At 47.1% G+C, this 16,644-nt stretch carries 17 protein-coding genes; all 17 read left to right on the forward strand.

Annotation, left to right across the window (positions count from 1 at the left end; translation table 11 throughout):
* The first annotated feature begins 90 nt into the window (after positions 1-90).
* The 17 genes from U8U68_RS07570 to U8U68_RS07650 all read left to right on the forward strand — a co-directional run bounded on the left by U8U68_RS07570 (position 91) and on the right by U8U68_RS07650 (position 16,623).
* Complete coding sequence (locus U8U68_RS07570; protein ID WP_322200362.1) at positions 91-1,917, forward strand: TIGR03960 family B12-binding radical SAM protein; 1,827 nt, start codon at positions 91-93, stop codon at positions 1,915-1,917.
* The gene (locus U8U68_RS07575) at positions 1,901-2,542 is read left to right on the forward strand and encodes a TIGR03936 family radical SAM-associated protein (protein WP_322200363.1); all 642 of its coding nucleotides are present in this window, start codon (positions 1,901-1,903) and stop codon (positions 2,540-2,542) included. The genes U8U68_RS07570 and U8U68_RS07575 overlap by 17 nt, the downstream gene beginning before the upstream one ends.
* 180 nt (positions 2,543-2,722) lie before the next feature.
* Positions 2,723-3,067: a 50S ribosomal protein L19 gene (gene rplS / locus U8U68_RS07580; RefSeq protein WP_322200231.1), complete on the forward strand. Its 345-nt coding sequence runs from the start codon at positions 2,723-2,725 to the stop codon at positions 3,065-3,067.
* Between the two features lie 108 nt (positions 3,068-3,175).
* Positions 3,176-3,736: a signal peptidase I gene (gene lepB / locus U8U68_RS07585; RefSeq protein WP_322200232.1), complete on the forward strand. Its 561-nt coding sequence runs from the start codon at positions 3,176-3,178 to the stop codon at positions 3,734-3,736.
* A gap of 50 nt (positions 3,737-3,786) precedes the next feature.
* Entirely contained in the window at positions 3,787-4,380 is a 594-nt protein-coding gene (lepB, locus tag U8U68_RS07590; protein ID WP_322200233.1) for a signal peptidase I, read from the forward strand.
* A 127-nt stretch (positions 4,381-4,507) separates the two neighbouring features.
* Positions 4,508-5,485, forward strand: coding sequence for a ribosome biogenesis GTPase YlqF (gene ylqF, locus U8U68_RS07595; RefSeq protein ID WP_322200234.1), 978 nt, complete (start codon positions 4,508-4,510; stop codon positions 5,483-5,485).
* Positions 5,485-6,087, forward strand: a complete 603-nt coding sequence (gene rnhB, locus U8U68_RS07600) for a ribonuclease HII (protein WP_322200235.1) — start codon at positions 5,485-5,487, stop codon at positions 6,085-6,087. The genes ylqF and rnhB overlap by 1 nt, the downstream gene beginning before the upstream one ends.
* Positions 6,088-6,123: 36 nt before the next feature.
* Positions 6,124-6,477: a YraN family protein gene (locus U8U68_RS07605; protein WP_322200236.1), complete on the forward strand. Its 354-nt coding sequence runs from the start codon at positions 6,124-6,126 to the stop codon at positions 6,475-6,477.
* Positions 6,478-6,489: 12 nt separating this feature from the next.
* The gene (locus tag U8U68_RS07610; protein WP_322200237.1) at positions 6,490-7,428 is read left to right on the forward strand and encodes a dipeptidase; all 939 of its coding nucleotides are present in this window, start codon (positions 6,490-6,492) and stop codon (positions 7,426-7,428) included.
* A 59-nt stretch (positions 7,429-7,487) separates the two neighbouring features.
* Positions 7,488-8,990 (forward strand): threonine synthase, encoded by a 1,503-nt coding sequence (gene thrC, locus U8U68_RS07615; protein ID WP_322200238.1) that lies wholly within the window; start codon positions 7,488-7,490, stop codon positions 8,988-8,990.
* Positions 8,991-8,994: 4 nt separating this feature from the next.
* A complete protein-coding gene (locus U8U68_RS07620) occupies positions 8,995-9,705 on the forward strand; it encodes a metallophosphoesterase (RefSeq protein WP_322200239.1) in 711 nt (236 codons plus the stop codon).
* A 124-nt stretch (positions 9,706-9,829) separates the two neighbouring features.
* Complete coding sequence (gene tig / locus U8U68_RS07625; RefSeq protein ID WP_322200240.1) at positions 9,830-11,143, forward strand: trigger factor; 1,314 nt, start codon at positions 9,830-9,832, stop codon at positions 11,141-11,143.
* 86 nt (positions 11,144-11,229) lie between these two features.
* Positions 11,230-11,811, forward strand: coding sequence for an ATP-dependent Clp endopeptidase proteolytic subunit ClpP (clpP, locus tag U8U68_RS07630; protein WP_322200241.1), 582 nt, complete (start codon positions 11,230-11,232; stop codon positions 11,809-11,811).
* Between the two features lie 30 nt (positions 11,812-11,841).
* The gene (gene clpX / locus U8U68_RS07635; RefSeq protein ID WP_496196373.1) at positions 11,842-13,140 is read left to right on the forward strand and encodes an ATP-dependent Clp protease ATP-binding subunit ClpX; all 1,299 of its coding nucleotides are present in this window, start codon (positions 11,842-11,844) and stop codon (positions 13,138-13,140) included.
* Between the two features lie 68 nt (positions 13,141-13,208).
* Positions 13,209-15,653, forward strand: coding sequence for an endopeptidase La (gene lon / locus U8U68_RS07640; RefSeq protein ID WP_322200243.1), 2,445 nt, complete (start codon positions 13,209-13,211; stop codon positions 15,651-15,653).
* Positions 15,650-16,270, forward strand: a complete 621-nt coding sequence (gene yihA, locus U8U68_RS07645) for a ribosome biogenesis GTP-binding protein YihA/YsxC (RefSeq protein ID WP_322200244.1) — start codon at positions 15,650-15,652, stop codon at positions 16,268-16,270. Before lon ends, yihA begins: the two co-directional genes overlap by 4 nt.
* A complete protein-coding gene (locus U8U68_RS07650; RefSeq protein WP_322200245.1) occupies positions 16,267-16,623 on the forward strand; it encodes a RidA family protein in 357 nt (118 codons plus the stop codon). Before yihA ends, U8U68_RS07650 begins: the two co-directional genes overlap by 4 nt.
* The last annotated feature ends 21 nt before the right edge of the window (positions 16,624-16,644 follow it).

Raw genomic sequence — 16,644 nt, forward strand, 5'->3', positions numbered from 1 at the left:
CAAGACAAAAAAATGTCGGGATTATCGTGCAATCTGCACGATAATCCCGATAAAAAAGAAAGAAAATTAGCATTAAGCCACAAAATTTTAATGAGTGTGGAGAAGCCTGGCCGTTATGTAGGCGGTGAGGTAAATGCGGTCATGAAAGACCCCTCCAAAGTAGAAGTCCGGTTCGCTTTCTGTTTTCCCGATGTGTATGAGATTGGCATGTCCCATTTGGGCATAAAGATTCTGTACGGGGCTTTTAATCAGGTCCCGTACTTTTGGTGCGAACGGGTCTTTGCACCTTGGGTGGATATGGAGGAACAAATGGCCCAGCACCAGGTGCCTCTTTATGCACTAGAGAGCGGTGATCCTGTAAAAGACTTTGACTTTATAGGTTTTACACTGCAATATGAGCTAAGTTATACCAATGTGCTGAATATGCTGAAGCAGGCGGGCATTCCCCTGCGTAGCGTGGACAGGCCGGACTTATTTAATATTGTGGTGGGCGGTGGGCCCTGTACCTGTAATCCGGAGCCACTGGCCGACTTTTTCGACCTTTTCTTTTTGGGGGATGGCGAAGAGGTGGACCTGGAGGTGATGGAGTTGTACAGACAGTGCAAAAAGGATGGCCTTGATAAAAAAGAATTTCTCAGGCGTGCTGCACAGATTGAGGGCGTGTATGTTCCTAGCTTCTATCAAGTGGATTATCATGCAGATGGTACAGTAAAAAAATATACCCCTAGAGAAGGCGCACCGGCCAACATTCGGAAACGGGTAGTCAAGGATATGGACAACGCCTATTTCCCGAAGTCTTTTCCTGTTCCTATGATCGAAGTGGTCCATGACCGCGTTTCGGTGGAGGTCCTCCGAGGATGTATCCGAGGTTGCCGATTTTGTCAAGCTGGATTCCTTTACAGGCCGTTCCGGGAAAAGAGTATTAAGACCATTGACGCTCAGTGCTGGGATATGTGTGCTTCTACCGGTTATGATGAAATTTCTCTATCGTCCCTAAGTACCAGTGATTACAGCCACTTAAATGAACTTCTGGACTACCTGCATCGCTGGACGGAGCGGGAGAAGATCAGTTTATCATTGCCTTCACTGCGAGTGGATAATTTTTCACCTGAGCTCATGGAACGAGTGAACTCTGTGCGTAAAAGTGGGCTCACCTTTGCACCCGAAGCAGGATCCCAGAGAATGCGGGACGTAATTAATAAAAATGTAACCGAAGAAGAACTGTTGCATACAGTAAACGTGGCCTTTACCGAGGGCTGGACTCGCGTCAAGCTCTATTTTATGATTGGCCTGCCTACTGAAACGCTGGAAGATGTCCGGGCAATTGTAGACCTGGGCAAGTTGGTGGTAGACGCCTTTTTTGCCAATAAAGAAAAGCCAAAGGGCAAGGCGGTGGAAGTCTCCATTAGCGCTGCGGCCTTTGTGCCAAAGCCCTTTACACCTTTTCAGTGGTTTGGGCAGGATACCATGGAAACACTTCAAGAAAAGCAACGGGCGTTGAAAGCCGGTAATGGTTCTAAGCGGGTAAATGTCAGTTATCATGGGGCCCAGACGAGCTTTTTGGAGGCAGTCTTTGCACGAGGCGACCGGCGGCTGGGGGCTGTGCTGGAAAAAGCGGTGGAGATGGGGCTGCATTTTGACGGTTGGGATGAATGTTTTGATTTTGAAACATGGCAGAAAGCTTTCGCGGTTTGCGAACTGGACCCCGCTTTTTATGCCAACCGCCAACGAAATTTTGACGAGGTGTTTCCCTGGGACCATCTGGACTACGGCATTTGTAAAGAGTTTCTTATCGATGAGTGCAGGCGGGCATATGAGGGAAAGACCACCCCGAACTGCCGGGAAAAGTGCTCCGCCTGTGGGGCTGCATGCTTTGAGGGAGGTTTGTGCGTTGAAAAACGTGAGAGTGTGGTTTAGAAAAGCGGGCATGGCCCAGTATATTTCTCATCTAGACCTAACCCGTTGTATGGCCCGAGGCCTGAAGTTATCCGGTCTGCCAGTATGGTACACTGAGGGGTTCAATCCCCGCATTTATATGAATTTCGCTATGCCACTCTCCTTGGGGGTCAGTGGGGAGAGGGAGTTCTTGGACGTTCGCCTAACCGAAGAGGTGGACCTAGCCCAGGCCGCCTGCCGGCTGGACCAGTGCCTGCCCCAGGATATCTCTATTTTGGAGATTGCCCTGCCAGAGGCTGGCTTTGAGGAAATTGCTTTTGCAGAATATGAAATGCGGATGGAGACGGACGCTCCCCAGCTGCTGGAAGAAGGGCTAGAGCGTATTTTTGCCCGGGAAAAGATCATTGTCTCCAAATTTTCCAAAAAGGGGAATAGAGAGGTGGATATTAAGCCTCTTTTCTTTCATGTTGAGAAGAGCCGGCAGCCTGGGGCATTGGTTCTGCGGCTTCTGCTATCTTGTAGCCAACAAGGCTGCGTGAACCCCAACTTGCTGGTGGAAGCCCTAAAAATCTATGAGAACCAAGAGCCATATACAAAGATTTGCCGTAAACGGATACAAAAAAAAGATTTTTCCGATATGCGGTAAAAAATTCTTGCCTTTTACTATAAGTTGTGGTACAATAAATAAGCATTTGAGGTTCCGCGGGTTTTCTCACAGAGGCTTGCCCGTGGGGTTCATTAGCGTGGAGCGCCACGCAGGAAGCGGGCAGTCCGCTGCCAGAATGCTGGCATGAATGCCTGAATTAATAGTTTGGAGGAATATCAAATGGACGCGATCAAACTTATTTCACAGGAATCTATTAAAGCCGAGCCCCCAAAGTTTAATATTGGCGATACTATCCGAGTGGATGTAAACATTCGTGAAGGTGAGCGGGAGCGTATCCAGCAGTTTGAGGGCACTGTAATTGCCCGTAAGGGCAGTGGTGTCAGCGAGACTTTCACGGTGCGTCGTGTTTCTTATGGCGTAGGCGTCGAGAGGGTTTTTCCCTTACATTCTCCCAACGTGAAGGCTGTCCGGGTGGTCCGTCAGGGCCGTGTGCGCAGGGCAAAACTTTATTATCTGCGTGATCGCGTAGGTAAGGCAGCCAAAGTTAAGGAGCAGCTGAAGTAAAATCTATAAAAACTATGAAGAAGGGACATTTTGTCCCTTTTTCTGTTATTTAATAGGATTATTTGTAAAATCTAAAGGCAATTAATTCCTCTGCAAATTGGAGCGGCTATGATAATTCCAAAAGAAAGAAACCGCTGGTCTGTTCTGATATTAGATTTCGTGGAAGAAGTGTCTATTGCGATAATCATTTTCCTAATGCTGTGCACCTTTGTTATTCGGGTTGTGGTTGTGACAGGACCTTCTATGGAGCCCAACTACCTAGAGGGTGACCGGCTGCTAATCCTAAACAATTGGGGACAGGTGGAGCAAGGAGACGTAGTTGTGATTCTCAATGTGCTGCCGGAGCCGATCATCAAACGCGTAATTGCAAGGGAAAATCAAACAGTAGACTTTGACCCAGTAGCCCGAGCGGTGCTGATTGACGGCGTTCCTTTAAGCGATCGTTGTTTTGGAGTGGAAGAAGGCAACACTTACCTACCCTATAGCATTCTGGAATTGATGGAATTTCCGCAAACGGTTCCGAAAGGCTGTGTATTTGTTTTGGGCGATAACCGCCCAGTTTCCGAGGACAGTCGGTTCGTGGACGTAGGTATGATCGATAAACGTCATATCTTAGGTAAAGCGGTATTTCGAATTTTCCCCTCAGAACGGATTGGGCCAGCAAGATAAGCGAATTTACGATAGCTGTGCAATTTTTTAAGAAAGGAAAGGGCATTCTTATGAGTGAACAAGAAATTTATAAGCCTTCTCCGGAAGACGAAGAAAACGGACGGAGCCCTTTCAGAGTATGGGCGCTGGAATGGCTGGAGACCATTGTGGCCGCTTTTGTAATGGTGACCGTTCTATTCACCTTTGCGGCTCGAGTAATTACAGTGGACGGGGGCTCCATGGAGCCCACCTACTTTGACGGAGACCGGGTCCTTGTCACTTCTTTGGCGGGCGAGGCGCAGCAGGGCGACGTGGTAATTATTGTCCACGCGCTCCATGATACCATTATAAAACGAGTGGTTGCCACTGAAGGCCAGTGGGTCGATTTTGACCCAGAGGCTCGGGAACTATTGGTGGATGGCATCCCTTTAAAAGGAGAAGAATTCGGTATACCCAATGGGATTACTATGACAGCAGATATGCCGGATATGATGCTGACCTTTCCGCAGCAGGTACCAGAAGGCTGCGTGTTCGTATTGGGCGATAACCGAGAACATTCTACCGATAGCCGCTATTTGGCGGTGGGTATGGTAGACCGGCGGAACATTTTAGGACGGGTTGTGTTCAATCTATATCCATTCTCCAAAGCGGGCATGGTGAGATAGTGTCTTTTGGGAGAATAGATCATTCATGGGTATGTAAGAAGTTGAACTGGTTGTGTGGTACGCCAGCTGGATTATTTGGGGAGTCCCGGCCCTGGTTTTAGTTGGGACAAGCCTAGTGGGGCTACCCATGCCGCGACAGTGGGTAAGAATTTTAGGCGCGGCAGAACTGGCGGCGCTTTTCGTGTTTTCTTTTTATAATTTGAAATACAGCAGAAAATATAAGGATGGGTATGTGATGAGCGAGGTACAGTCGATACAGTGGTTTCCCGGGCATATGGCAAAAACCCGTCGGAAGATTACAGAGGATCTGAAGTTAGTTGATATTGTTATAGAGCTACTGGATGCCCGGGTACCTAAAAGCAGTTCCAACCCTGTGCTGCGGGACATTATCCGCAATAAGCCACGGGTTGTGGTGCTAAATAAAGCGGATTTGGCGGACCAAAGTCAAACTGTTCGTTGGGTTGCAAAATGTAAAGATGAAGGACTGCGGGCGATTCCGGTAGAAAGTAAAACAGGGAAGGGTTTGCCAGCGCTTTTCAGCTCTGTCCGTGAAGAACTGAAGGAGCAAATCGCAAAGTGGACGCAAAAGGGTATGATAGGTCGTCCAATACGGATTATGGTTTTAGGCGTACCCAATGTAGGAAAATCATCTATTATCAATCGAATGCTTCTGGGCGGCGGAGCAGGAAAAGCCGAAGTTCGGGATAAGCCTGGGGTGACCCGCCAGAATCGTTGGTTTACAGTGGGTAAGGGCTTTGAGATTTTGGACACGCCCGGCGTCCTGTGGCCCAAATTCGAGGATCCCGTGGTGGGTGAGCATCTGGCTTTTACCGGAGCGGTGCGGGATGAGATTTTAGATATTGAGGGCCTGACGGGCCGTTTGCTGGAACTCCTGATGGAGTTGTATCCGCAAGCGGTATCCGCTCGATATAAGTTTGATTTACCCAAGGCAACGCAGCCGGGTCATGTGTTGCTGGAGATGATTGGAAAAAAACGTGGTATGCTGGTTTCTGGTGGAGAGATCGACACCGAACGCGCGGCCATCACGGTGTTAGACGAATATCGGGGCGGAAAAATGGGGCCCATGACCTTGGAGTGGCCGTGATGGACTGGTATTTACATCAAAAAAAGGCCATGGAAAGTGGCTATCAGTTAATATGTGGTGTGGATGAAGCTGGGAGAGGGCCGTTGGCCGGCCCGGTCTGTGCTGCGGCAGTAATTTTGCCGGTAGATTGTGAAATAGAGGGCTTAAATGATTCTAAAAAGCTCAGTGAAAAGAGGCGCGAGGCTTTATTCGAAATGATTATCGAAAAGGCCATATCATATGGAATTGGATGGTCGGACCAAGAGGAAATTGACCAAGTCAACATTCTGCAAGCCACTTTTTTGGCAATGAGCCGGGCGGTCAGTCAGCTTTCACCAGCTGCGGAGTTCGCTCTGATAGACGGCAATCGTATGCCTTTCTTAAATATTCCAGGAGAGGCTATTGTAAAAGGAGATGGGCAATGTGCCTGCATTGCCGCAGCTTCTATTTTGGCCAAAGTCAGCCGGGACCGTCTACTGATAGAGATGGACCGGCAGTATCCAGAATATGGCTTTGCCCAGCATAAGGGCTATGGCACCAAGACTCATTATGCGGCAATTAAGCGGTATGGAATACTTCCTGTACACAGAAGAAGCTTTCTTAAAAAAATGGATAGTAAATAGTGTAAGCTAAAGAGCTTTACAGACTGGGGTGGTGTGATGGCAAACGCGACAGGTAAAGCAGGGGAAGAGTACACGGTACAGTGGCTAAAAAAACATGGTTATAGTATTTTAGTTCGAAATTACCACTCCCGCTTTGGAGAAATAGACATTATTGCTAGAGATGCCCAGTATATTGTATTTGTAGAGGTCAAGACTCGGAAAAGTAATACAATGGTTTCTTCTTTGGAAGCGGTTTCTCAGCGGAAGCAGCAAAAAATATTATTGACCGCTCAGCAGTATTTAGTTTGTTATCCTTCTAAACTGCAACCACGATTCGATGTAGCTGCTGTTACCTCTTTGGGGGATGAGCTTTTTGGCCTCAAATACTACTCCAACGCTTTTGGCTGTTGAAAGGAGATTGCTATGCGATACTTTGATCTGCATTGCGATACCATCCTGGGATGTTATTATGACAACGCAGAGCTGGTCAGAAATACCCTTCAGGTTGACTTGGAGCGGGGAAGGGCAATGAATACTTATGTCCAATGTTACGCGGTTTTTTTGCCGGACGATATACATGGCGAGGCGGCATTTGAGCGTTTCTGTCAGGCAGCAGACCGCTTTTCCCAGGAAATCCAAGCAAATCAAGAAAGTGTAGTTCATTATAAAAGCCCTGAGGATTTATGCTTGGCCGAGGCAGAGGGAAAGTGCTGCGCTATTTTGACCGTAGAGAACGCTTTAGCTCTAGGCGGAAAGCTGGAGAATATAAAGGAGTTGGCGCATAGAGGGGTAAAGGTATGCACCCTAACATGGAATGGAGAGAACGAACTTGGCCGTGGTGTCCGGGCTCCTGGCAACACGGGATTAACCACTTTTGGTCGGCAGGCTGTAGCAGAGCTGGAGCGCTGGGGCATTATTCCAGATGTGTCCCATGCCAGTCCAGAGCTTTTCTACGATGCAATGGATGCGGCAAAAGGGCCGTTGGTCGCCACGCACTCTAATGCAAAAACAATCTGTAACCACCCGAGAAATCTTACAGATGAGCAATTTGCTATCCTTAAAGACCGGGGCGGCTTGGTGGGGCTGAACCTATATGGCCCCTTTTTACGAGACACTGGCAAAGCAGCACTGGAAGATATTCTCTATCATGCAGAGCATTTTCTCGCTTTAGGTGGCGAAGATGTGCTGGCCTTTGGCGCAGACTGGGATGGTGGGCCAAGAGCGGACTTCCCAGTTTCTGGCATAGAAGGGATGGAGGCAGTTTACAATATGTTCCTTCGTCATAATTATGCGGAGTCACTGGTAGAGAAGCTCTTTTATGGCAATGCCGCCGAATTTTTCAAACGGCGAGATTTATTTTGACATATGGGACAATCTGCTGTATAGTTATGGTAGTGAAATAAAGTGATAGGATGATGAACATGGAATACAAGAGTACACGAAACGCCAATATACGCTTTTCAGCCTCTCAAGTGATAGCGCAGGGAATTTCAGAAGAGGGTGGGCTTTTTGTGCCAACCGCCTTGCCTGATGTGCGGGAAATGTTGCCTCGGCTGGCGAATATGGAATATCAAGAGTTAGCTATCGAAGTATTTGGTCTATTTCTCTCTGATTTTTCAAAAACAGAAATTGAAAATAGTGTGAAGAGTGCCTATAGTACTAATAAATTTGGTAGCTCAGAGCCCGTAAAGCTTGTTCCCTTGACAAAATGCGGACAGGAAAAATATCTGCTGGAGCTTTGGCACGGTCCTACCTGCGCGTTTAAAGATATGGCTCTACAGATATTGCCCTATTTTCTTACAATGTCTTTAAAAAAGTTTTCGCCAGGGAGGGAGGCGGTCATTTTAGTTGCCACTTCTGGTGATACGGGAAAAGCTGCTCTGGAAGGTTTTCGGGATGTGCCGGGTACCCGGGTGATTGTGTTTTATCCGCAAAATGGCGTTAGTCCTATGCAAAAGCGTCAAATGGCTACGCAGGAAGGAAAAAATGTAACAGTTTGTGCCATTAAGGGTAATTTTGACGACGCACAGACAGCGGTTAAGAAGATTTTTACTGATCCAGATATGAAAAAAGTGCTGGATCAACATGGAATAATGTTTTCCAGTGCAAACTCTATTAATATTGGCCGGCTGCTTCCCCAGGTGGTCTATTATTTCTATGCATACTTTAAACTCTGCCATGCGGAAAAGCTCACATTGGGTCAGCCGATGAATATAGTGGTTCCCACGGGCAATTTTGGCAATATTTTGGCAGCCTATTATGCAAAGCGGATGGGACTACCAGTAAAGAAATTTATTTGTGCTTCGAACGCAAATAAGGTATTGACAGATTTTATTCGTACTGGCGTGTATAATCGCAAACGAGAGTTTTACGCCACGGCTTCGCCATCGATGGATATTCTTATATCTAGTAATCTAGAAAGGCTTCTATACGCGCTCTCTGGCGACGATAGTATAGCCGTATCAAAATGGATGGAGCAGTTGTCGGCTACTGGCTCTTATGATGTGGGTAGTGTAGTTCGGGATAGAGTTCAAGAGCTTTTCTTCGGGGGATTCTGTGGAGACCAAGAAACAGAGGAGACGATTCGAGAGACCTGGAAAAAAGAAGGTTATCTCTGCGACACACATACAGCAGTGGCATTAAACGTTTACCAGCAGTATATGGAAGAGACTGATGACACTTCTACCCCCACGGTCGTTGCTTCTACGGCCAGTCCTTATAAGTTTGTGGACCATGTTCTGGGCGCTTTAGAGGCGACTGGAGATGCCAGTGAATTTGAAAATATCGCTCGTTTGGAAGAAATTACTGGTACGCCAGTGCCTGTCCAGCTAAAAGCGTTGAAAGACAAGCCAGTCCGCTTTACAGACCTTATTGAAAAAGACCAGGCCGCAGAGTATGTTCTAAAGGCACTGGGCAGGGGATAAGCGTATGGCGTTGTTTGTCATTTCGGACCTGCATCTGTCATTAGGGGCAGACAAACCAATGGATGTTTTTCCGGGTTGGCACGACTATGTGCACCGGCTGGAAGAAAATTGGCGGGAATTAGTATCCCCCCAGGATACAGTGGTAATTGCAGGAGATATTTCCTGGGCTATGAAGCTGGAGGACTGCGGGAAGGACTTCTCCTTTATTGAAGCGTTGCCGGGAAAAAAGCTGCTGCTAAAAGGCAACCACGACTACTGGTGGTCTACCCGGAACAAAATTGATAATTATTTAGTGGCTAATGGATTTTCTTCCATGCATATTCTTCATAACTGCGCTTATCGTGTAGGGGACCGGGCAATATGCGGCACCAGAGGTTGGCTTTATAACTCTGAGACTGAAGAGGATCGGAAGATTGTTAACCGAGAGGCTGGCCGGCTTTTGGCCTCAATCTCACAGGCTAAAGAGCTGGGGGGGCAATTAACGGCTTTTCTTCATTATCCACCGGTCTATGATGGGATGGAATGCCAGGAGTTGTTGGCTATTTTGGTAAAGAATCAGGTATCAGACTGTTATTTCGGGCATATTCATGGGCAGTACGCCGCACAGAAAGCATTGATTGGCAGCTATAAGGGAGTGAAAATGCATTTGATTTCTTGTGATTTCATCAAATTCCGCCCGGTGCTGGTTAATGGCGGGGTTCCGGGAATTTCCTAAGATAATTTACGAAAAAGGTGTAGATTCTTAGAAAGTGTTGTGCTATAATAGGCTGGATAGTGGAAATCGCGGCATTATGCCGACGGGTGCGCATAAAAGTTTATTTTGAGAGGGAAAAAGAGAAATGAATTTGAAATCATCGAACAGTGTAGAAACAAACAAGTTTGAGCTAGAACTAGAAGTGACCCCTGAAGAATTTGAAAAGGCTATCAATGAGGTTTACAAGCGGGAAAGCAGAAGAATGAACGTTCCCGGCTTTCGTAAAGGGAAAGCTCCCCGGGCATTTATTGAGAAGTACTACGGCGGGGAAGTATTCTTCCAGGCTGCGGTGGACCATCTCTATAACCCCATGATGACTAATGCTATCGATATGTCCGGCTTAGATGTGGTGGGTGTCAATGATTTCCATGTTGAAGAGATCGGCAAAGAGAAGGGGATTTTGGCTAAGCTGACTGTCACAGTACAGCCAGAAGTAAAGATTGAGGGTTATAAAGGCATTGAGGTTACCAAGGAGCCAGTGGAACCCACCGAGGCGGAGATTGATGCGGAGATTGACCGGGTACGTCAGCGCAATTCACGGGTCGTAACCGTAGAGGACCGTGCCGCCCAGGATGGGGACATTGTGGTGATTGATTTTGATGGCTATACGGATGGCAAACAGTTTGATGGCGGCAAAGCCGAAAATTTCGATTTGACATTGGGATCCGGTCAGTTTATTCCTGGGTTTGAAGAGCAGGTGGTAGGCCACAATAGTGGGGAAGAATTTGACGTAAACGTAAAGTTCCCAGAGGACTATCACGCGGAGGAACTAAAGGGAAAGGATGCCACTTTCAAAATCAAGCTGCATGAGATCAAGCACAGAGAGTTGCCGGAAGTGGACGATGAGTTTGTGAAGGACGTTAGCGAGTTCGATACAGTGGAGGACTATCGAAAGGATCTGGCTAACAATGTGCGGACCCGTAAAGAGCGTGCCAACGAAATGAATATTGAGCAGCAGTTGGTAAAGGCCGTGATTGACAAGGTAGAGGCCGAAGTGCCCGACATGATGGTAGAGCGGGAGATTGACGAGATTATCAATTCTTTCGATATGCAGCTGCGGGACCAGGGCATGAATCTGGAAACTTATTTGAAGTACACCCAGGGCACGGTGGATAGTCTACGGGATCAGTATCGAGAGCGTGCCGGCCAGCAGGTGCGAGTACGGCTGGGCTTGGCAAAAATTGCCCAGTTGGAGGAGCTGCCTGTTACCGAGGAGGATACCGAGGCAGAATACCAGAAGTTGGCCGATGCCTATGGTATGGCTCTGGAGGCTGTAAAGAATGTGGTCCGCGCTAAGGACATCAATAAGGACATTGCAAACCAAAAGGCCATGGACTTCATAAAGGAAAACGCCGTCATTACTGAGAAACAGCCTGACGCGGAAGAGAACAAGGCCTAAGTACAGAAATATTTTTCCCACTTGGAATAAAATGATAGATTTGTTTTCATAATAACTTCGTCTTGCGAAAGGAGCAATTTACCAGAATGAGTTTAGTGCCTTATGTTGTTGAACAGACCAATCGGGGTGAACGTTCCTATGATATTTTTTCCCGGTTGCTAAATGATCGGATTGTTATGTTGAACGAGGAAGTTAACAGTGCATCCGCAGGGGTGATCGTAGCCCAGCTGCTCTATCTGGAGGGACAGGATCCAGAAAAGGACATTGCTTTGTACATCAACAGCCCTGGGGGCGTTATTACAGATGGTATGGCGATTTATGATACCATGCAGTACATCAAATGTGATGTGTCTACTATATGTATTGGTATGGCAGCTAGTATGGGGGCGTTTTTGCTGGCGGCCGGAGCTAAAGGCAAGCGTTTCGCTTTACCAAACAGTGAAATTATGATTCATCAGCCCAGCGGCGGCGCCCAGGGGCAGGCAACCGACATTAGTATTCATGCCAATCATATTCTGCGTACCAAGAAAAAGTTAAATCAAATTTTGGCGGAACGTACCGGTCAGCCCTTAGAGGTAGTAGAACGGGACACAGAGCGCGATAATTTTATGACCGCTCAGGAGGCCCTGGACTATGGCCTGATTGATAGAGTGATTGAGAAACGATAAGACAAACGGAAAGGAAGTGGACGGATGGTTATGAATCATGACAATGACATCGCCTGTTCCTTCTGCGGCAAACCACAAATGATGGTCGGCAAGCTGATTGCTGGGTCTGGGGCCTATATCTGCGACTCCTGCGTGCGGCTATGTATGTCCATTATCAATGATGAGGAGCGGCTAAAGCGTGGTAAAAGCAATGAGCAAGATAGCAGCATGCTTCTGCCTAAGCCCGTGGAAATCAAACGGAAACTGGACGAATATGTTGTGGGACAGGATAATGCGAAAATTGCTCTTTCTGTTGCCGTCTACAACCATTATAAGCGAATTTATTTTTCTGGCGATGGGGTAGAGCTTGCCAAAAGTAATGTGCTTTTGCTGGGACCCACTGGTGTGGGTAAAACCTATTTGGCACAAACTCTGGCAAAGCTGCTGGACGTTCCCTTTGCTATTGCAGATGCTACCACGCTGACCGAGGCCGGTTATGTGGGCGATGATGTGGAAAATATTCTGTTGCGGCTGATTCAGGCTGCGGACTATGATATTTTCCGAGCAGAGCGGGGTATCATTTATATTGACGAGATCGATAAGATTTCAAGAAAGTCGGAGAACCAGTCCATTACCCGGGATGTAAGCGGCGAAGGGGTACAACAGGCTCTCTTGAAAATTCTGGAAGGGACCACAGCCAGTGTGCCGCCTAAGGGAGGCCGGAAGCATCCTCAGCAGGAAGCAATTAATATTGACACCACAAATATCCTATTCATCTGTGGCGGTGCTTTTGACGGTCTAGAAAAAGAAGTGCAAAAGCGACTGGCCTCCAGTTCTTTGGGGTTTGGCGGCGAGGTGTATGGCAAAAAGGAACTGGACGAACGGGACTGGATGCATGAGGTGACCCCCCATGATCTTGTGAAATATGGACTAATTCCCGAGCTAGTAGGCCGTATACCGGTTATTACCTCTTTAAACGCATTAGATGAAGAAGCTCTGGTGCGTATCTTAAAAGAACCCAAAAACTCTTTAATTAAGCAGTATCAAAAGCTCTTTGAACTGGATCGAGTTGATTTGGAATTTGCCAATGACGCCCTGGTTTCTGTGGCAAAAAAAGCCATTGAAATGAAAACCGGAGCACGAGGATTGCGTTCTATTTTGGAAGAGCTGCTGGTGCCCATTATGTATCGTGTACCCAGCGAGTACACGGTTGAAAAGGTTTTGGTGACAAAAGAAATGGTGGAATCCCGCCAGAGCCCTGAGGTTGTGTACAACAAAGATCGCAAGCCGATGAAAATTCGAATCACTGCACCTAAGCGCCGAGAGAACCGCGACTCATCGGCGTCCTAACAACCAAACAGACAGAAGGCTGCTGCCGGGACCCGGTTGCAGTCTTTCGCTGATTTTAGGAGAACATCATGGAAATATTTACTGATGAAAATATGAAGAATGATAATAATCTGGTTTTGCCCGTGCTGGCTGTACGCGGCCTGGTCTTTTTTCCTGGGATGATGCTTCAGTTCGACATCACACGGAAAAAGTCTGTGCTGGCAGCCTCGGAATCAATTGCACGAGACCGGTTAATCTTTTTGGTTTCCCAAGTTCATATGGAGGAAACTGAGCCAGTGGGCGAGGACCTGTATAAAGTGGGCGTAATTGCCCGTATTAAGCAGGTACTGCATCATTCGGAGGAAGGGGCCAAGCTTCACGTAGAAGGCCTATACCGAGGAGAAATTGTCTCTCTTGTACAAGAAGAGCCATTTTTGCTGGGGAATATTATAAGATGTCCATTACTGACATATAAAAAGTCTTATAAGTCAGAAGCGCTGGTCCGCATCATCCATGAAAAATTTGATGAGTATCTCCGGCTGTTCCGTCATGTGCCGCCAGATGTGCTATTGGGTGTGTTACAGGAAAAGGATTGTGGTCGGCTGGCGGACTACATAGCATCTAATATCTCTATAGACTTTGAGCGTAAGCAGTATATTCTGGATGAATTACGCCCCTTGAAGCGTATACAGCGCTTAATTGAAGTGTTAACTGAGGAGATTCAGATTCTACAGGTAGAGAATGAGATTAATCAGAAAGCCCAGGCGCAGATTGATGAGAATCAGCGGGAATACTTCTTAAAAGAACAGTTGCGTGCCATTACCAGCGAGCTGGGAGAGGATGACAATCCACAGCAAGAGGCTGATGAGCTGAAGGAGAAAATTACCACGCTGCACCTTCCCAAAATTTGCCACGATAAGCTTCTGAAAGAATGCGATAAACTGTACCGCATGCCCTATGGCTCTCACGAAGCCAGCGTGATACGGCTTTATCTAGATATTTGTCTGGACCTACCTTGGAATAAGGTATCGAAAGAGAAGCTAGATTTGAAACGTGCTCAAAAGGTTTTAGACCGTGACCACTACGGTATGAAAAAGGTGAAAGAGCGTTTTATTGAAATATTGGCGGTTAAAAGCCTGGCAAAAGCAAACAGCGGACAGATCATCTGCCTGGTGGGGCCTCCTGGCGTAGGAAAAACGTCGATCGCTCGGTCCATTGCGCAGGCCACAGGGCGGAAATATGTGCGGGTTTCTTTGGGCGGAGTCAGCGATGAGGCGGAGATCATGGGCCACAGGAAAACCTATGTGGGCTCTATGCCTGGACGTATTATCAATGCTGTAAAGCAGTCTGGGGTGAAAAATCCCCTATTGCTGTTGGATGAAATTGACAAACTTGGCACAAACTTCAAGGGGGACCCAGCCTCAGCCCTTTTAGAGGTGCTGGATCCAGAGCAGAATGCGGAGTTTACAGACCATTATATTGATCTGCCTTTTGATCTAAGCCAGGTATTGTTCATTACCACGGCCAATGATGCTTCCCGGATTCCCGGACCCTTATATGACCGTATGGACATCATTGAGCTAGGCAGCTATACCCTGGAAGAAAAAATGAATATCGCCACCAAACATTTGGTAAAAAAGCAGTTAGAGAAGCATGGTATCAAAGCCTCACAGCTGAAATTTTCTAAGACGGCAATCCGCTTACTGATTGATGGGTACACTCGGGAGGCCGGTGTACGTACTTTAGAGCGAATTATTGCGTCAATTTGCCGTAAAGTGGCAAAAATGATTGTTTCAGATGAGGAGTTTACCAGCTATACCGTGAAACCGGAAAAATTGGAAGAGCTGCTGGGGCCCAGAAAGTACACAAGGGATAATGCGTCCCAAGAAGATTCCATTGGTCTGGTGAACGGCTTGGCCTGGACCAGTGTGGGGGGAGAGCTTTTGCCTATTGAGGTTGCAGTCATGTCCGGCACAGGAAAGATTCAGCTTACGGGTTCTTTAGGCGATGTAATGAAAGAATCTGCCAATGCGGCAATCACATGCATCCGTACCCGCGCCAATGTACTGGGGATTTCCCCCAGATTTTACGAAAAATGTGATATTCACGTCCATGCTCCGGAAGGTGCCGTACCAAAAGATGGTCCTTCGGCAGGCATTGCGATGGCTACGGCTATCACCTCGGCCTTGTGTGGTATACCCGTACGCCATGATGTAGCCATGACAGGGGAAATCACTTTACAGGGACGTGTGCTGCCCATAGGCGGCTTAAAAGAAAAGTCTATGGCAGCGTATAAAAATGGAGTCAAAACTGTACTGATTCCGGCGGATAATGTTTCCGATCTTGCAGAAGTGGACCAGGTAGTAAAAGATCACGTAAGTTTTATACCGGTAAAACGAGTGGATATGGTTCTGGAGCATGCCTTGCAGTATATGCCAAAGCCGCTGCCACAGGAGGCTGCTCTTCTTCAGCCGGAAATCACGCCTCTGACTTACACCAGCGATAAACCGTCACAAAAAAGGAGTATCCAGTGAATTACTTAAAAGCAGAGTTTGAGTTGGCGGCAGGGACCGCTAGCCAGTTGCCGGAACCTCAGTTGCCAGAGATCGTTTTTTCCGGCCGGTCTAATGTAGGGAAGTCCTCTTTGTTGAATAAGCTGGTAAATCGTAAGGCGTTGGCTCGTACTAGCGCTACCCCGGGTAAAACGGCTACCATAAATTTTTATCGATTGGATAAATGTAGGTTCGTAGATTTACCCGGTTATGGTTATGCGAGAGTGGCAAAAAGTGAAAAAGACCGTTGGGCTAGTTTAGTCAACGGATATTTTGCGCAAGAACGGCCTGTTGCCTTGGTTCTTCAGCTGGTGGACATGCGGCACCAACCCACGGCGGATGATATGCAAATGATTGACTTTTTGTCCTCATCGGGCTATCGTTTTGCCATTGTTTGCACAAAGATGGATAAGTTGAACCAAGGACAAGCTAAAGGACAAATGCAGTTGTTTACCGATATTTTTGGCAGCCGCAGCATTACCTTTTATCCTTTTTCCGCTACAAAGGGAACGGGGGTAAGTGAAGTAAGACTTTCAATTGCAAAGTCCATTGCTCCAAAGGAGCTTGAGAATAATTCCATTCGAGGTTTGAGAATATGAAAGAGATTTTTCGATACGATGTGAACGAGGAGTGGGCCCATTCGGGAATCATTCAGGCAGGAGACTTCTGTTTTCTCAACTATTGTGCCCGTAATGTGAAGGGCACGGTAGAAGAGCAAATTAATGCTGCCTTTGATGAGATGAGGGAGAGGCTAGCGCTAGTTGGCTTGGGCTATGAAAATGTGGTACAGATGACTTGTCTCTTTAAAAATATTCGAGATATTCCAGTGATGGAAAAGGTCATTCAGGAACGTTTTCATGAAAAGTATCCTGTGCGAAAGTCCATTCAAACCGTGTTTGTGGATGTAAACCAACAATTTCAAGTGGATGCTATCGCATATTCCGCTAAGTAAAGACAAGTCATAAATAACTAA

The organism is Acutalibacter intestini (genome assembly GCF_034334985.1).
In the GTDB taxonomy this organism is placed as follows: domain Bacteria; phylum Bacillota; class Clostridia; order Oscillospirales; family Acutalibacteraceae; genus Acutalibacter; species Acutalibacter intestini.

What these genes read in the sequence shown, in the direction of transcription:
- clpP (WP_322200241.1), top strand. Translation starts at nt 11,230, where the DNA reads ATGAGTTTAGTGCCTTATGTTGTTGAACAGACCAATCGGGGTGAACGT.
- U8U68_RS07620 (WP_322200239.1), top strand. Translation starts at nt 8,995, where the DNA reads ATGGCGTTGTTTGTCATTTCGGACCTGCATCTGTCATTAGGGGCAGAC.
- rplS (WP_322200231.1), top strand. Translation starts at nt 2,723, where the DNA reads ATGGACGCGATCAAACTTATTTCACAGGAATCTATTAAAGCCGAGCCC.
- U8U68_RS07650 (WP_322200245.1), top strand. Translation starts at nt 16,267, where the DNA reads ATGAAAGAGATTTTTCGATACGATGTGAACGAGGAGTGGGCCCATTCG.
- ylqF (WP_322200234.1), top strand. Translation starts at nt 4,508, where the DNA reads ATGCCGCGACAGTGGGTAAGAATTTTAGGCGCGGCAGAACTGGCGGCG.
- lon (WP_322200243.1), top strand. Translation starts at nt 13,209, where the DNA reads ATGGAAATATTTACTGATGAAAATATGAAGAATGATAATAATCTGGTT.
- tig (WP_322200240.1), top strand. Translation starts at nt 9,830, where the DNA reads ATGAATTTGAAATCATCGAACAGTGTAGAAACAAACAAGTTTGAGCTA.
- U8U68_RS07605 (WP_322200236.1), top strand. Translation starts at nt 6,124, where the DNA reads ATGGCAAACGCGACAGGTAAAGCAGGGGAAGAGTACACGGTACAGTGG.
- U8U68_RS07610 (WP_322200237.1), top strand. Translation starts at nt 6,490, where the DNA reads ATGCGATACTTTGATCTGCATTGCGATACCATCCTGGGATGTTATTAT.
- thrC (WP_322200238.1), top strand. Translation starts at nt 7,488, where the DNA reads ATGGAATACAAGAGTACACGAAACGCCAATATACGCTTTTCAGCCTCT.
- lepB (WP_322200233.1), top strand. Translation starts at nt 3,787, where the DNA reads ATGAGTGAACAAGAAATTTATAAGCCTTCTCCGGAAGACGAAGAAAAC.
- lepB (WP_322200232.1), top strand. Translation starts at nt 3,176, where the DNA reads ATGATAATTCCAAAAGAAAGAAACCGCTGGTCTGTTCTGATATTAGAT.
- clpX (WP_496196373.1), top strand. Translation starts at nt 11,842, where the DNA reads ATGAATCATGACAATGACATCGCCTGTTCCTTCTGCGGCAAACCACAA.
- rnhB (WP_322200235.1), top strand. Translation starts at nt 5,485, where the DNA reads ATGGACTGGTATTTACATCAAAAAAAGGCCATGGAAAGTGGCTATCAG.
- U8U68_RS07570 (WP_322200362.1), top strand. Translation starts at nt 91, where the DNA reads ATGAGTGTGGAGAAGCCTGGCCGTTATGTAGGCGGTGAGGTAAATGCG.